Below are 12,538 nucleotides of genomic sequence, written 5' to 3' on the forward strand. Positions count from 1 at the left end.
GCGGGATGGTGCTGGGGTCAGCCCTGGCCGATGGCGTGGCGGAGCTCGACGAACCAGTCGGCGGCGACGTCGAACGGCTTGCCGCCGGCGATCCGGGGAAACTCGATCGCGCGCAGCTCGTCGCCGCGCTCCTCGTCCTGGCCGACGACCCCGGAACCGCCCTCGAGCGCGACGTCGACGGCGAGGTCCGTGCACCGCCGGATGAGGGCGAGGTCCTCGTCGTTCGCGGCGGCCGAGCGGCTGAAGTAGCCGGACTTCTGGACCATCACCTTCTGCGCGCCGACCCGCTGGGCGAACTGCTCGCCGAACCACGCGCCCGGGTTGACCTTGTCGAGCATGACGTGGCCGAACGGGTCCCGCGGCACCTCGGTGCCCGCGGCCTCCATCGCCTCGACGATGTCTGCGACGCCCGCCCCCTCGGACAGGAAGACATTGACGCAGCCGATCTCGTCCATGACGGCCCGCAGCCGCTCCGCCTCGGCGTCGAGGTCGACGTGCAGCTCCGGCACGTACACGGCGTGGACGTCCCACCGGCGCGGGTCGTTGCCGATCCCCGGGACGAACTCCTGCTGCCCCACCCACTCGTGGTGGCGGAGGGCCGTCTGCGCCGCGAGCCAGCCGCAGTTGCGTCCCATGACCTCGTGGACGATGAGCATCCGGGGGTTGCTGGAGTGCTCGGCGAGGACGTTCCGGGCGAAGATCGCGCCCTGCTCGGCGGCGGTCCACGCGCCGAGGCTCTGGCGGATCGGCACGACGTCGTTGTCGATCGTCTTCGGCAGCCCGACGACCTGCAGCCCGTAGTCGTGCTCGGCGAGGTAGGCCGCGAGGTCGGCGGCCGTCGTGTTCGTGTCGTCGCCGCCGATGGTGTGCAGGACGTCGACCCCGTCACGGCGCAGCTGCTCGGCCGCGACCTGCAGCGGGTCGGCACCCTTCGGGACGAGGCCGCGCTTCTCGCAGTCGGCGCGGTTGGTCAGCTTGACGCGCGAGTTGCCGAGCGGGCTGCCGCCGAAGCGGTGGAGCCGGGCCGCGTCGCGCCGCACCTCGTCGGTGACCTCGATCGAGTCACCGGTGAGCAGTCCCGCGTAGCCGTCGCGGTAGCCGATGATCCTGACCTCGGGCGCCACCTGCGTGTACCGCTCGATCAGACCGCCAACCGCGGAGGACAGGCACGGGGCGAGGCCCCCGGCGGTCAGCATGGCGACGGTCTTCACGGTCATGACGGGGTGCATGGCCTCTCGACGTGGTCAATGACGGGCGGCGGGGGCACCGGCGTCGGGACCTGGCTGGACGGACGCAGCCCACGGTAGGTGCTCCCGATGACGACGTCGACCGAGGCGTCCTCGCGATCGGTCTCCTTCATGGTTGCGCCGGCGAAGTGCTGCTCGACCCGCTGGGCGGCCTCGAGGCCGGCAGCGCCGTACCGGATGACGACCCGGTCGTGGGGGTTGAAGCTGTTCTCGGGGTCCGGGCCGACCTCGTCGACGCGGAAGCCCCGGCTCTTGAGCTGGCGACCGACCTTCGCGCCGAGCCCGTCGATCCACGTCGTGTTGTAGACGTTGAGGTGCACCTTGTCGGGCATGGGCAGCGGGGGCGGGGGCGCGGGCGCGAGCCTGCGGTACCCGTAGCCGAGGAGGACCTGGACGCTCGTGCCGCTGCGGCCGTCGTCCCACAGCTCGGCGCCGGGCATCTGCTTCTGGACCAGGAGCGCCTGGTCGAGCCCCTCGGGACCGTGATAGATCGTCGCGACGCCCTTGACGTAGTCCTCCGGACGGGCGTTGCCGGCCTGGACGACGTGGAACCCGCGGCGGGCGAGGAGGGTGCCCGTCGTCGTCGCCTGCCCCTGGGTCTCGGTCGCGTTGAGGATGGTCAGGTCGAACGAGCCTCGCTCGGGCGCCCGGACCCGATCGGGGACGCAGGTCTCCTTCTCGGTGCCGATGATGCCCGCCTGGTACGCGCCGGCGACCGTGGCGGAGCCGAGGACGAGCGCGGGCAGCGTGACGAGCAGGGCGAGCTTGCGGTACCGGCGCTGACGCTGCTCCCGCACGAGGACGAGGGGGAGGTCCTCGTAGGGGACGGAGACGTAGAACGGCTCGGACTGCTCGTCCGTCCGCTCGTGCTGCTCGGCCATGCCTATCCCCTTTCGACGCACCGGTCCCCCATCATGCCTCACGAGTCACAAATTTCACATCAGCCACAGGCATTACAGACGGGTCACGAGTCGGTGGACGGCGGGTCGGCTCGTGCGCCGCGAGTCGACCCGTGGTCATCGGATCCGGTGACCACGAGTCGATGGGGTGGGCGCGAGGCGCGGCACGGCCCCCGGACCCTCGGACGAGCGGGGGTGACCGGAGCGGGTCAGGCGACGAGCAGCTCGGCGGTGCGCACGAGGGCGCCGGCGCCGCGCCGGAGGGAGTCCGCGCAGATGAACAGATCGAGCGTGTGCGGGTGCTGGGGGTCCTGCCGCACGCGCCCGACGAACCGCGGGTCGACCCCGACGGAGTCGATCGGCGTCGGGTACTCGCCGTCGGCGTCGAGGGCCACGATCTCCGGGGCCTCGACGAGGGCCTGCCGGGCCCGTTCGACGACGACCCGCCGCTGGAAGGTCGCGTGGACCGACAGCGAATGGTTCGTCACGACGGGCACCTGCACGAACGTCGCCATGACGGCGAGGTCCGGCAGGTCGAGGACCTTTCTCAGCTCGTCGGCGAACTTCCGCTCGAGCGTCGTCCACCCGTCCTCGCGCGTCGTGCCGACCACCGGGACGACGTTGAGCGCGAGCGGGGCGGGGAAGGGCGAGTCGTCGGGCAGGTCGGACAGCGCGCGCCGGACGTCCCCGGCCTGCAGGCCGATGTCCCGTCGTCCGGCGACGGCGTCCAGCTCGGCCCGTAGTCGCTCCATACCGACCGATCCCGGCGAGACGGACGCGATCAGCCCCGTGACGACGAGCTCGCGCAGCCGCCAACCCTGGTGCAGCACCCACGCCGTGTCGATCGCGGTGAGTGCGACCGGGCCGGGGATCGAGACGATCCCGCGCGGGTGGTCGTGGACCCGCTCGGGATTGACCTCGGGCAGGACGAGCGGGACGCCGTCCTCGAGCCGGTGCCCGCCGCTGGCGTCCACGACGATCGCCCCGGCGTCGACGGCGATCTGCGCCCAGCGCGTCGTCGCCTCGGCGGAGAGGTTGAACAGCGCGATGTCGACCCCGCGCAGCGACTCGGGCGTCAGGGTCTCGATCCGCTGCTCCCGCCCGCGGACGGTGTGCGTCCCCGTCGTCATCCCGTCGCAGAGCAGGCGGATCTCACCCCACCGGTCCTCGCGCATGGCGAGGATCTGCAGGATGGCCCGCGCGAAGCGGCCCTTGGCCCCGACCAGTGCGAGCGTCGGCCGGTCCCCCCTGGGCGGCACGAGGGATCAGCGCCCGGTTCCGCCGTAGACGACAGCCTCGCCCTCGGAGGAGTCGAGACCGAACGCCGTGTGGACGGCCTGCACGGCCTCGTCGAGCTGCTCGTCCCGGGTGACGACGGAGATCCGGATCTCGGAGGTGGAGATCATGTCGATGTTGACCCCGGCGTCGGCCAGGGCGCGGAAGAACGTCGCGGAGACGCCCGGGTTGGTCCGCATGCCGGCACCGACGAGGCTGAGCTTGCCGATCTGGTCGTCGTACTGGACCGAGCCGAAGCCGATCTCCTGCTGCACGGCGCTGAGCTCGCGCACCGCGGTCTGGCCGTCGGTCTTCGGCAGGGTGAACGAGATGTCCGTCAGACCCGTCTCGGTCGCCGACACGTTCTGCACGATCATGTCGATGTTGATCTCGGCGTCGGCGACGACCTTGAAGATCTGCGCCGCGCGGCCGGGGTTGTCCGGCACGCCGACGACGGTGATCTTGGCCTCGCTCCGGTCGTGCGCGACCCCGGCGATGATCGGCTCTTCCACGGGCTCTCCTTCGCTGTCGCCGGCGGCCCCGGCGGGGTGGTCGGTGGTCGGCACGACCCACGTGCCCTCCTTGTGCGAGAAGGAGGATCGGACGTGGATCGGCATGTCGTAGCGGCGGGCGTACTCGACGCACCGCAGGTGGAGGATCTTCGCGCCGCTCGCGGCCATCTCGAGCATCTCCTCGTGGGAGATGCGGTCGATCTTGCGGGCGGTCGGCACGATTCGCGGGTCCGCCGTGAAGATGCCGTCGACGTCGGTGTAGATCTCGCACACGTCGGCCTCGAGCGCGGCGGCGAGGGCGACGGCCGTGGTGTCGGAGCCGCCACGACCGAGCGTGGTGATCTCCTTCGTCGTCTGGCTCACCCCCTGGAAGCCGGCGACGATGACGACGTGCCCCTCGTCGAGCGCGCTCGTGATGCGGCCGGGGGTGACGTCGATGATCTTGGCCTTGCCGTGCGAGGTGTCCGTGATGACACCCGCCTGGCTGCCGGTGAACGAGCGGACCGTCGTCCCGAGGTTGGCGATCGCCATCGCGACGAGGGCCATCGAGATGCGTTCGCCCGCCGTGAGGAGCATGTCCATCTCGCGCGGCGGCGGGATGGGGCTGACCTGCTCGGCGAGGTCGAGCAGCTCGTCGGTGGTGTCCCCCATCGCGGAGACGACGACGCAGACGTCGTGACCCGCCTTCTTCGTCTCGACGATCCTCCGGGCGACGCGCTTGATGCTGTCGGCGTCGGCGAGGGAGGACCCGCCGTACTTCTGGACGACGAGGCTCACCGGGGCTCTCTCCCTGTGGTCGTGGCGGCGGTCGCGGCGTGCGACCTCGGGCCCGCCCAGCGTAGCGAGGGTGCCCGACGACGGCGTGGGCATCCGGCCGGTCAGGGGTGGAGAGCGTCGAACTCCGCGTCGGCGACCGTCTCGTCGTCGGCGTCGAGGCGGACGTGGGACAGCAGCCCGAGGACGACCCGCAGCCCGCTAGCCGCCCGCTCGCCCCAGTCGGAGAGGTAGGAGAACTGCCACCACCACAGTGCCTCGGTGGGCCGCCCGGCGTCGTGGTGGACCAGGCCGTGGGCCAGGGCCGCGGCGACGTGGGCGATGTCGTCCGAGACCGACCCCTCGGTCAGCTCGCGGGAGGTCACCGGGTCGACGAGGTCCACGTAGTCGTCGAGGCCCGCGAAGAGGTTGGCGATCCCCCGGCGGAGGGCCTCGGTGCTCGGCTCCGCCCCGGGGTCGGGCTCGAACCGGAGCGTCGGGACGACGTCCTGCATGGCACCGAGCCGCGCGCCCATCGTCAGGACCTGGGAGAGCGCGAGGAGGGCCAGCGGGAGGGCCGCGTCGGGAGCCTGTCCGGTCGCCAGACCGCGGGCGGTCTCGAGGAAGAGCCGCGCCTCGCGGGCGCAGTCGTCGGCGAGGAGGCGCAGCTCGTCGGCCTCGTGGGTGGGGTCGTCAGCTGCCACTGAGCACCGTCCTTCCTTCGAACGCCCGGCCGAGCGTCACCTCGTCGGCGTAGTCGAGGTCACCGCCGACGGGCAGGCCCGAGGCGAGCCGGCTGATCCGCAACCCCATGTCCTTCAGGGCACGGGAGAGGTAGGCGGCGGTCGCCTCGCCCTCGAGGTTGGGGTTGGTCGCGATGATGACCTCGGTGACGACGCCCGAGGCGAGGCGGCGCATGAGCTCGCGGATGCGCAGCTCGTCGGGCCCGACGCCCTCCATGGGATTGATCGCGCCGCCGAGCACGTGGTACCGCCCGCGGAACTCCCGGGTCCGCTCGATGGCGACGACGTCCTTCGGCTCCTCGACGACGCAGATCGCCGCGTCGTCGCGGCGCGGGTCGGCGCACATCCGGCAGGTGCTGTCCTGCGCGACGTTCCCGCAGATCTCGCAGAAGGTGACGCGCTCCTTCACCTGGACGAGGACGGTGGAGAGGCGCTGGACGTCCGCGGCGTCGGCCTGCAGGAGGTGGAACGCGATGCGCTGGGCGCTCTTCGGACCGATGCCCGGCAGCCGGCCGAGCTCGTCGATGAGGTCCTGGACCGCTCCTTCGTACATTGCGCCGAGCCTACGCGCCGGGGCCCGACGTCTCGGGGATCACCGTCGCACCGAGCATCCGCTCGACGAGTGCCTGGCCGTGGCGCGCGCTGTCGTCCTCGACGTCCTCGTCGTCGGGGCTCGGCTCGTCCGGCTCGTCGTCGGGCGGAACCGGTGCAGCAGCGGGTGGCGGGCCGGTAGCGGTCGTGGGGCCGGACGCAGCAGGCCGGTCGGGTCGCGCCGGCGGGGCGTCGCCCCAGGCCCACGCGGGGGCGCCGGAGCCGGGGGCGTCACCCCAGGTCGCGGCGGGCTCGGGCGAGGTCGACCCGCTGGCCCGCCCGGCGAGGTCGCTACGGCCCGCGGCGTCGCGGGGACCTGCGGACTCTCCGCCCGGTGCGGAGGGTCCGGGCGTGGCGGAGGGACCGGACGTGGCGGAGGGACCGGGCGCGGCGGAGGGCGCGGCCGGGGCCTGCGGTGGGGCGGGCGACGGGCGGGGGACCGATCCGTCGTGCGGCACCCCCTCGACCCGTGCGCCGACGCCGATCTCGCCGAGGAGCGCCTGCTGGACGATGTCGCGGTGGTTGCCCCCGCGGAAGGTCTGGGCCAGCGGCGCCGCGGTGAAGCCGAGGGTCACGACGTCGCCGTCGTAGGCGACGACCTGCGCGTGGTCGGACACGAGCGCCCATGTGACGCGACGGGCTCGTGCGACCCGCTCGAGGACCTGCGGCCACGCGCGGCGGATGGCCGCCACGTCGACACCGCCCGGCGCTGCGGGCGTCCCCGGTTCCGGGACCCGGGGGTGCTCCTGCACCGGCCCGGGCGTGCCCTCGTGCGCGGCCTCGACCGCCCCCGAGACGCCCGCGGCGGGGGACTCCGCGGGCTCCTCGTCCCACCCGTCGCGAACGGGCTCGGGATCGCGGACGGCCTGCGGCGCGGGACGCCGGGGGTCCGTCCGTGGCGGGTCGGGGACCTGGTCGGGAGTCCGGTCGGGCTGGTGGGGCGGCACCTGCGCCGGCACCGGTGCCGGCTGCGGGGTTGCGCCTCCGACCTCCAGCCGTCGCTCGATGCGGTCGAGCCGGGACCCGTACCCCTCCTCGCCGGACGCGCCGGGCAGCAGCACCCGCGCGGCGATGAGCTCGAGCTGGAGCCGCGGTGACGTCGCCCCCGTCATCTCGGTCAGCCCGGCGTTGACGACGTCCGCCGCCCGGGAGGGCGACGCCGCGCCGAACGCCGAGGCCTGGACCCGCAGCCGTTCGACCTGGTCCTCCGGGCGGCCACGCAGGATCGCGGACGCGTGGTCGGGGGCGGCCTGCACGACGATGAGGTCCCGCAGCCGCTCGAGGAGGTCCTCGACGAACCGCCGCGGGTCGAGGCCGGTCTCGATGACCCGGTCGATCTGCCGGAACACCCCGCCGGCGTCCCCCGCCGCGAACGCGTCGATCGTGGCGTCGAGCAGCTCCCCGTCGGTGAACCCGAGCAGCGCCGCCGCACCCGCGTAGGTCAGGCCCTCGTCCGTGCTGCCGGCGATGAGCTGGTCGAGCACGGACAGGGAGTCACGGACCGACCCCCCGCCCGCGCGGACGACGAACGACATGACCCCCGGCTCGGCCTTCACGCCCTCGGAGACGCACAGCTGCTCGAGGTACTCCGTGAGCCGGGCGGGCGGGACGAGGCGGAAGGGGTAGTGGTGCGTGCGGCTGCGGATCGTCCCGATGACCTTCTCGGGCTCGGTCGTCGCGAAGACGAACTTCACGTGATCCGGTGGTTCCTCGACGATCTTCAGCAGCGCGTTGAAGCCCTGCGGCGTGACCATGTGGGCCTCGTCGATGATGTACACCTTGTAGCGGCTCTGGGCCGGGCCGAAGGACGCCTTCTCCCGCAGGTCACGCGCGTCGTCGACCCCGCCGTGGCTCGCCGCGTCGATCTCGATGACGTCGACCGTCCCCGCACCGCCGCGCGCGAGCGCCACGCAGCTGTCGCACTCCCCGCACGGCTCGTCCGTCGGACCCTGCTCGCAGTTGAGGCACCGGGCGAGGATGCGGGCGCTCGTCGTCTTCCCGCAGCCGCGCGGCCCTGAGAAGAGGTACGCGTGGTTGACCCGCCCGGAGCGCAGCGCCTGCCGCAAGGGGTCCGTGACGTGCTCCTGGCCGATGACGTCGGCGAAGCGCTCGGGCCGGTAGCGGCGGTACAGGGCGGTGCTCACGGGTCATGACCCTAGCCGCGCGACCTGACAGCGGTGCGGGTCGCGCTCCGGACGGGGTGCGCTCAGGAGCGCAGCGCGCGGGTGGCCGCGGTGAGGCGGACGAGGGAGTTCAGGAGCGCGACGAGCTCCCCGCTGCGCCGCTCGCCGGGGGTGAAGCCGTCGTCGCCGAACTCGGTGAAGATGGACAGCGAGACCTGCTCACGCGTCGGGTGGAGGTGGACGTTCGCGGCGATCGTCCGCCAGTGCTCGATCGCCCGCACGCCGCCGTCTGCGCCGTAGCCGACGAGGGAGAGGCCCTTGTGGTTCCACTCCGGGTAGAGGACGTCGAGGGCGTTCTTCATCGCGGCCGGTACGCCGTGGTTGTACTCGGGGGTGACGAACACGAAGCCGTCGATCGAGTCGATCTTCTCGCTCCAGACCCGGGTCTTGGCGTTCTCGTACTCCCGGCCTGCGACGCTGGGTTTGGTCGGCTCGTTCAGCAGGTCCAGGTCGAACGTCTCAAGGTCGACGAGCTCGTACTCGACGGCCTCGCCGTCGTGCTCCGCGGGGCCCAGGCTCGTGGCGACCGCGTGGACCCACTGGCCGACGCCGGCACCGACGCGGCCGGGGCGGGTGCTTCCGATGACGATTCCGATCCTCATGGCGGCGCCAACCCGTCGCGGACGGGCCCCATTCCCCGGTCGGACGGCTCGTCCGTACCGTGGACGGGTGCGCATCGACCTGTGGACTGACCCCGCGAGCCCCGACTGCACGCAGGTGCCGGAGGTGCTCGGCGCCGCGCTGGCTCGGTTCGGTGCGACCGTCGAGGTGGTCGAGCACGCGTTCGAGGTGGACCGGCAGGCCCCGGTCGATCGGCGGAGCTTCGACGCCCAGCGGGTGATCGCGCTCGCGCGGCGCGAGGGTGGCCCGGAGCTCGAGGCCCGGGTGCGGGCGACGCTGGTTCGGGCCCACCACGACGACGGCGCGGCGCTGGGCGACCACGAGGTGCTCACCTCCCTGGCCGAGGGCGCCGGCCTGGACCGGGCGGTGGTCGAGGCGGTGCTGGCCTCCGACGACCTCGGGTACGAGGTCCGGGCGGACGAGGCGACCGCCCGGATGATCGGGGTCGAGAAGGTGCCGACGTTCGTCTTCGACCGCAAGTTCGCCCTCTCGGGGCCGCAACCGGTGGAGGCGCTGCTCGTCGGCCTGGCGACGGCGGCCGAGCAGGCCGACGTGGCCCCGACGCCGCGCGAGTCCGCCGGCTGCGGAGGCAACTGCGCCGCTTGCGCCTGCACCCCCTGACCGTCCCGCAATTGCGCGCGCAAGTGACATCCGCGCGTCATAGATCGCGCGCGGATGTCACCGATGGCGCGCAGATCTGGTCGACGCACGGCGTGGGTGGTCTCGGAAGGTCGAACCCGATCTCGACGATCTCTGCGGTCGAGGTGCCTTCGCCCCGACGTTGCTGACCCGAGCGGTTCGGACGACGCAGTCACGCCGACGGCGTCCGACGACAGACGCGCGGCATCTGGTGCATCTGCGCGTGAAATTTCGCGCGCAGATGTCACTTGCGCGCGCAAATGCCGAGGGGGCCGGGGCGGAGCGGGAGGACGCGAGGACCCCCCGTGCACCTGGAAGAGCTCACTTACCCTTGCTGCATTCCTGCCCTGGGGGAGTTGGGTGAGGTACCACCGCACGAGGGGTCTGCCCGGCAGTCTACGACAATGACGGCATGACGCTCCCCTCCCCGCGCACCGCCTTCCGAACCGTCGCCACCGCCGAGGCGGTCACGTGGTTCCTCCTCATCGTCGGCATGGTGCTCAAGTACGTCACCCGCACGACCGAGCTCGGGGTCCGCGTCTTCGGGATGCTCCACGGGATCGTCTTCATCTCCTACGTGCTCGTGACGATCGCCGTCGCGGTCGACCGGCGCTGGCCGATCGGGCGACTGGCCCTCGGCCTCTTCTCGGCGATCCCCCCGTTCATGACGGTCTGGTTCGAGCGCCACGCCGAGCGGTCGGACGACATCGAAGGCCCGTGGCGCCTGCGCGCCGGCGGCGAGCAGCCCACCACCCTCCCCGAGCGGGTGCTCGCCTGGCTCGTTCGCAACCCGGCCCTGGCCCTCGTCGCCCTCGTCGTCGCCGTCGCAGCCCTGACCGCGATCGCGCTCGTCGTCGGCCCGCCCGTCCCGCCCGGGCGCTGACCCCGGGCCGAGCCCGACAGGCACGACGACGGCCCCGGTCCGCGCGTGGACCGGGGCCGTCGTGACCGCGGAGGATATGGGATTTGAACCCATGAGGGGTTTCATCCCCAACACGATTTCCAATCGTGCGCACTAGGCCACTATGCGAATCCTCCAACGGAGGAGGATACCCGAACCCGCCCACCGGCTCGAAAACCGCTCGAGCGCTGCGCCCGAGGCCGCTCGTCGCGGCAACGCGCCGCTCGTCCGTCCGCGGGTGGCGACCGTCCTTGGCGCGCGGGACAATCACCGCATGAGCAACGGCGCTTATGCGAAGGCCCACGAGCAGTCCATCTCCGACCCGTCCGCGTTCTGGGGCGAGGCCGCCAAGGCCATCGACTGGATCACCCCGCCGACGACCGTCCTCGACGACTCGAACGCCCCGTTCTACCGGTGGTTCCCGGGCGGCACGCTCAACACGTGCTTCAACGCCGTCGACCGGCACGTGCGGGACGGCCGCGGCGACCAGGCCGCGATCCGCTACGACTCGCCGGTGACCGGCACGCGGCGCACCGTCACCTACGCCGAGCTGCTCAAGCAGGTCTCCCGGCTCGCCGGAGCGCTGCGCGGGCTGGGCGTCGAGAAGGGCGACCGCGTCGTCGTCTACATGCCCATGGTTCCCGAGGCGCTCGTCGCCATGCTCGCGTGCGCCCGGATCGGCGCGATCCACTCCGTCGTCTTCGGCGGCTTCGCCCCGGCCGAGCTCGCCGCCCGCCTCGAGGACGCCGAGCCGAAGGTCGTCCTGTCCGCCTCGTGCGGCATCGAGCCCAAGCGGGTCGTCGAGTACAAGCCGTTCCTCGACGCCGCGATCGAGCGCTCGAGCCATACCCCCGAGGCCGTCGTCGTCCTCCAGCGCGAGCAGGCGCGGGCCGAGCTCGGCGAGCGGGACCACGACTGGGAGGAGCTCGTCGCCGCCGCCGAGCCCGCCGACTGTGTCGAGGTCGCCGCGACCGACCCGCTGTACATCCTCTACACGTCGGGGACCACGGGCCGCCCGAAGGGCATCGTCCGAGACAACGGCGGCTACGCGGTCGCCCTCCGGTGGTCGATGGAGCACGTCTACGACGTCCGACCGGGCGAGACGATGTTCACCGCCTCCGACGTGGGGTGGGTCGTCGGCCACTCGTACATCGTCTACGCGCCCCTGTTCACGGGCGCGACGACCGTCGTGTACGAGGGCAAGCCGGTCGGCACCCCGGACGCGGGCGCCTTCTGGCGGGTCGTCGACGACTACGACGTCGTCGCCCTCTTCACCGCCCCGACCGCCTTCCGCGCGATCAAGAAGGAGGACGCCGACGCCGCGCTGCTGAAGGAGCACGACGTCTCCAGCCTGCGGACCCTCTTCCTCGCCGGCGAGCGGCTCGACCCCGACACCTACGAGTGGGCCAGCCGGATCCTCGGGGTGCCCGTCGTCGACAACTGGTGGCAGACGGAGACGGGGTGGCCGATCGCGTCGAACCTGCGCGGTCTCGACCCGATGCCGATCAAGCCCGGCTCCCCGTCGGTCGCCGTCCCGGGCTACGACGTCAAGGTCCTCGACGAGACCGGGCAGCCGTGCGCGCCGGGCCAGGAGGGCGCGATCGTCATCGGTCTGCCCATGCCGCCCGGGACGCTCCCCACCCTGTGGCGCGACGACCAGCGGTACGTCGACGGCTACCTGTCGGCGTTCGAGGGGTACTACCTCACGGGCGACGGCGGCATGGTGGACGAGGACGGGTACGTCTTCGTCATGGGGCGTACCGACGACGTCCTCAACGTCGCCGGGCACCGCCTGTCGACGGGTTCGATGGAGGCCGCGATCGCCGGGCACCCCGACGTCGCCGAGTGCGCGGTCATCGGCGTGCACGACGACTTCAAGGGCCAGCAGCCGCGCGCGTTCGTCGTGCTCAAGGCGGGGGTCGCCGAGGGTGAGGAGGAGCGGATCCGCGCCGAGCTCTTCACCCGCGTGCGCGACGAGGTCGGCGCCGTGGCGAGCCTGAAGCAGGTCGACGTCGTCCAGGCCCTGCCGAAGACCCGCTCGGGGAAGATCCTCCGCAAGACGATGCGCGAGATCGCCGACGGCAAGGACGCCGTGGTGCCCGGAACGATCGAGGACTCCTCGGTCCTCGACGAGCTGCGCGGCATCCTCCGCCCCTGATCGTCACGGGGCGCGT

Annotated in this window: 11 protein-coding genes, 1 tRNA gene and 1 other RNA gene; 3 read left to right on the forward strand and 10 right to left on the reverse strand. The window is 72.4% G+C overall.

All coding sequences use genetic code 11. The annotated features are described in order from the left end of the window. Positions 1-17: 17 nt before the first annotated feature. The 8 genes from DAA34_RS02145 to DAA34_RS02180 all read right to left on the reverse strand — a co-directional run bounded on the left by DAA34_RS02145 (position 18) and on the right by DAA34_RS02180 (position 8,805). On the reverse strand, positions 18-1,217 hold the full coding sequence (locus tag DAA34_RS02145) for a pyrophosphate--fructose-6-phosphate 1-phosphotransferase (protein ID WP_106819695.1): 1,200 nt from the start codon (positions 1,215-1,217) through the stop codon (positions 18-20). Continuing rightward, complete coding sequence (locus DAA34_RS02150) at positions 1,214-2,128, reverse strand: LytR C-terminal domain-containing protein (protein ID WP_106817418.1); 915 nt, start codon at positions 2,126-2,128, stop codon at positions 1,214-1,216. The genes DAA34_RS02145 and DAA34_RS02150 overlap by 4 nt, the downstream gene beginning before the upstream one ends. A 227-nt stretch (positions 2,129-2,355) precedes the next feature. Beyond that, positions 2,356-3,405, reverse strand: coding sequence for an aspartate-semialdehyde dehydrogenase (locus tag DAA34_RS02155; RefSeq protein WP_106817419.1), 1,050 nt, complete (start codon positions 3,403-3,405; stop codon positions 2,356-2,358). A gap of 6 nt (positions 3,406-3,411) precedes the next feature. After that, positions 3,412-4,710, reverse strand: a complete 1,299-nt coding sequence (locus tag DAA34_RS02160; protein WP_106817420.1) for an aspartate kinase — start codon at positions 4,708-4,710, stop codon at positions 3,412-3,414. 101 nt (positions 4,711-4,811) lie between these two features. Continuing rightward, on the reverse strand, positions 4,812-5,390 hold the full coding sequence (locus DAA34_RS02165; protein WP_106817421.1) for a DUF5063 domain-containing protein: 579 nt from the start codon (positions 5,388-5,390) through the stop codon (positions 4,812-4,814). Next, positions 5,380-5,982 (reverse strand): recombination mediator RecR, encoded by a 603-nt coding sequence (recR, locus tag DAA34_RS02170; protein ID WP_106817422.1) that lies wholly within the window; start codon positions 5,980-5,982, stop codon positions 5,380-5,382. Before recR ends, DAA34_RS02165 begins: the two co-directional genes overlap by 11 nt. Before the next feature lie 10 nt (positions 5,983-5,992). Next, positions 5,993-8,164, reverse strand: a complete 2,172-nt coding sequence (locus DAA34_RS02175) for a DNA polymerase III subunit gamma and tau (protein WP_106817423.1) — start codon at positions 8,162-8,164, stop codon at positions 5,993-5,995. 62 nt (positions 8,165-8,226) lie between these two features. Further along, the gene (locus DAA34_RS02180) at positions 8,227-8,805 is read right to left on the reverse strand and encodes an NADPH-dependent FMN reductase (RefSeq protein WP_106819698.1); all 579 of its coding nucleotides are present in this window, start codon (positions 8,803-8,805) and stop codon (positions 8,227-8,229) included. A gap of 67 nt (positions 8,806-8,872) precedes the next feature. Between DAA34_RS02180 and DAA34_RS02185 the strand changes: the two genes are divergently transcribed. After that, positions 8,873-9,445 carry a DsbA family oxidoreductase gene (locus tag DAA34_RS02185; protein WP_158707558.1) on the forward strand — a complete coding sequence of 191 codons (573 nt, stop codon included), beginning with the start codon at positions 8,873-8,875 and terminating at the stop codon, positions 9,443-9,445. Positions 9,446-9,754: 309 nt separating this feature from the next. Here the strand turns inward: DAA34_RS02185 and ffs are convergent. Further along, an RNA gene (ffs, locus tag DAA34_RS02190) (signal recognition particle sRNA small type) lies at positions 9,755-9,851 on the reverse strand. 24 nt (positions 9,852-9,875) lie between these two features. Between ffs and DAA34_RS02195 the strand changes: the two genes are divergently transcribed. Continuing rightward, a complete protein-coding gene (locus tag DAA34_RS02195; protein ID WP_106817424.1) occupies positions 9,876-10,346 on the forward strand; it encodes a DUF3817 domain-containing protein in 471 nt (156 codons plus the stop codon). Positions 10,347-10,414: 68 nt separating this feature from the next. Here the strand turns inward: DAA34_RS02195 and DAA34_RS02200 are convergent. Next, a tRNA-Ser gene (locus DAA34_RS02200) sits at positions 10,415-10,501 on the reverse strand. A gap of 137 nt (positions 10,502-10,638) precedes the next feature. Between DAA34_RS02200 and DAA34_RS02205 the strand changes: the two genes are divergently transcribed. Beyond that, the gene (locus DAA34_RS02205; RefSeq protein WP_106817425.1) at positions 10,639-12,522 is read left to right on the forward strand and encodes a propionyl-CoA synthetase; all 1,884 of its coding nucleotides are present in this window, start codon (positions 10,639-10,641) and stop codon (positions 12,520-12,522) included. The last annotated feature ends 16 nt before the right edge of the window (positions 12,523-12,538 follow it).

It is taken from the genome of Janibacter massiliensis (assembly GCF_900289115.1).
GTDB lineage: Bacteria > Actinomycetota > Actinomycetes > Actinomycetales > Dermatophilaceae > Janibacter_A > Janibacter_A massiliensis.

Bases quoted from the DNA above. Each gene is read 5' to 3' on its own strand.
- DAA34_RS02145 (WP_106819695.1), bottom strand. From the start codon at position 1,217: ATGACCGTGAAGACCGTCGCCATGCTGACCGCCGGGGGCCTCGCCCCG.
- DAA34_RS02205 (WP_106817425.1), top strand. From the start codon at position 10,639: ATGAGCAACGGCGCTTATGCGAAGGCCCACGAGCAGTCCATCTCCGAC.
- DAA34_RS02180 (WP_106819698.1), bottom strand. From the start codon at position 8,805: ATGAGGATCGGAATCGTCATCGGAAGCACCCGCCCCGGCCGCGTCGGT.
- DAA34_RS02195 (WP_106817424.1), top strand. From the start codon at position 9,876: ATGACGCTCCCCTCCCCGCGCACCGCCTTCCGAACCGTCGCCACCGCC.
- recR (WP_106817422.1), bottom strand. From the start codon at position 5,982: ATGTACGAAGGAGCGGTCCAGGACCTCATCGACGAGCTCGGCCGGCTG.
- DAA34_RS02150 (WP_106817418.1), bottom strand. From the start codon at position 2,128: ATGGCCGAGCAGCACGAGCGGACGGACGAGCAGTCCGAGCCGTTCTAC.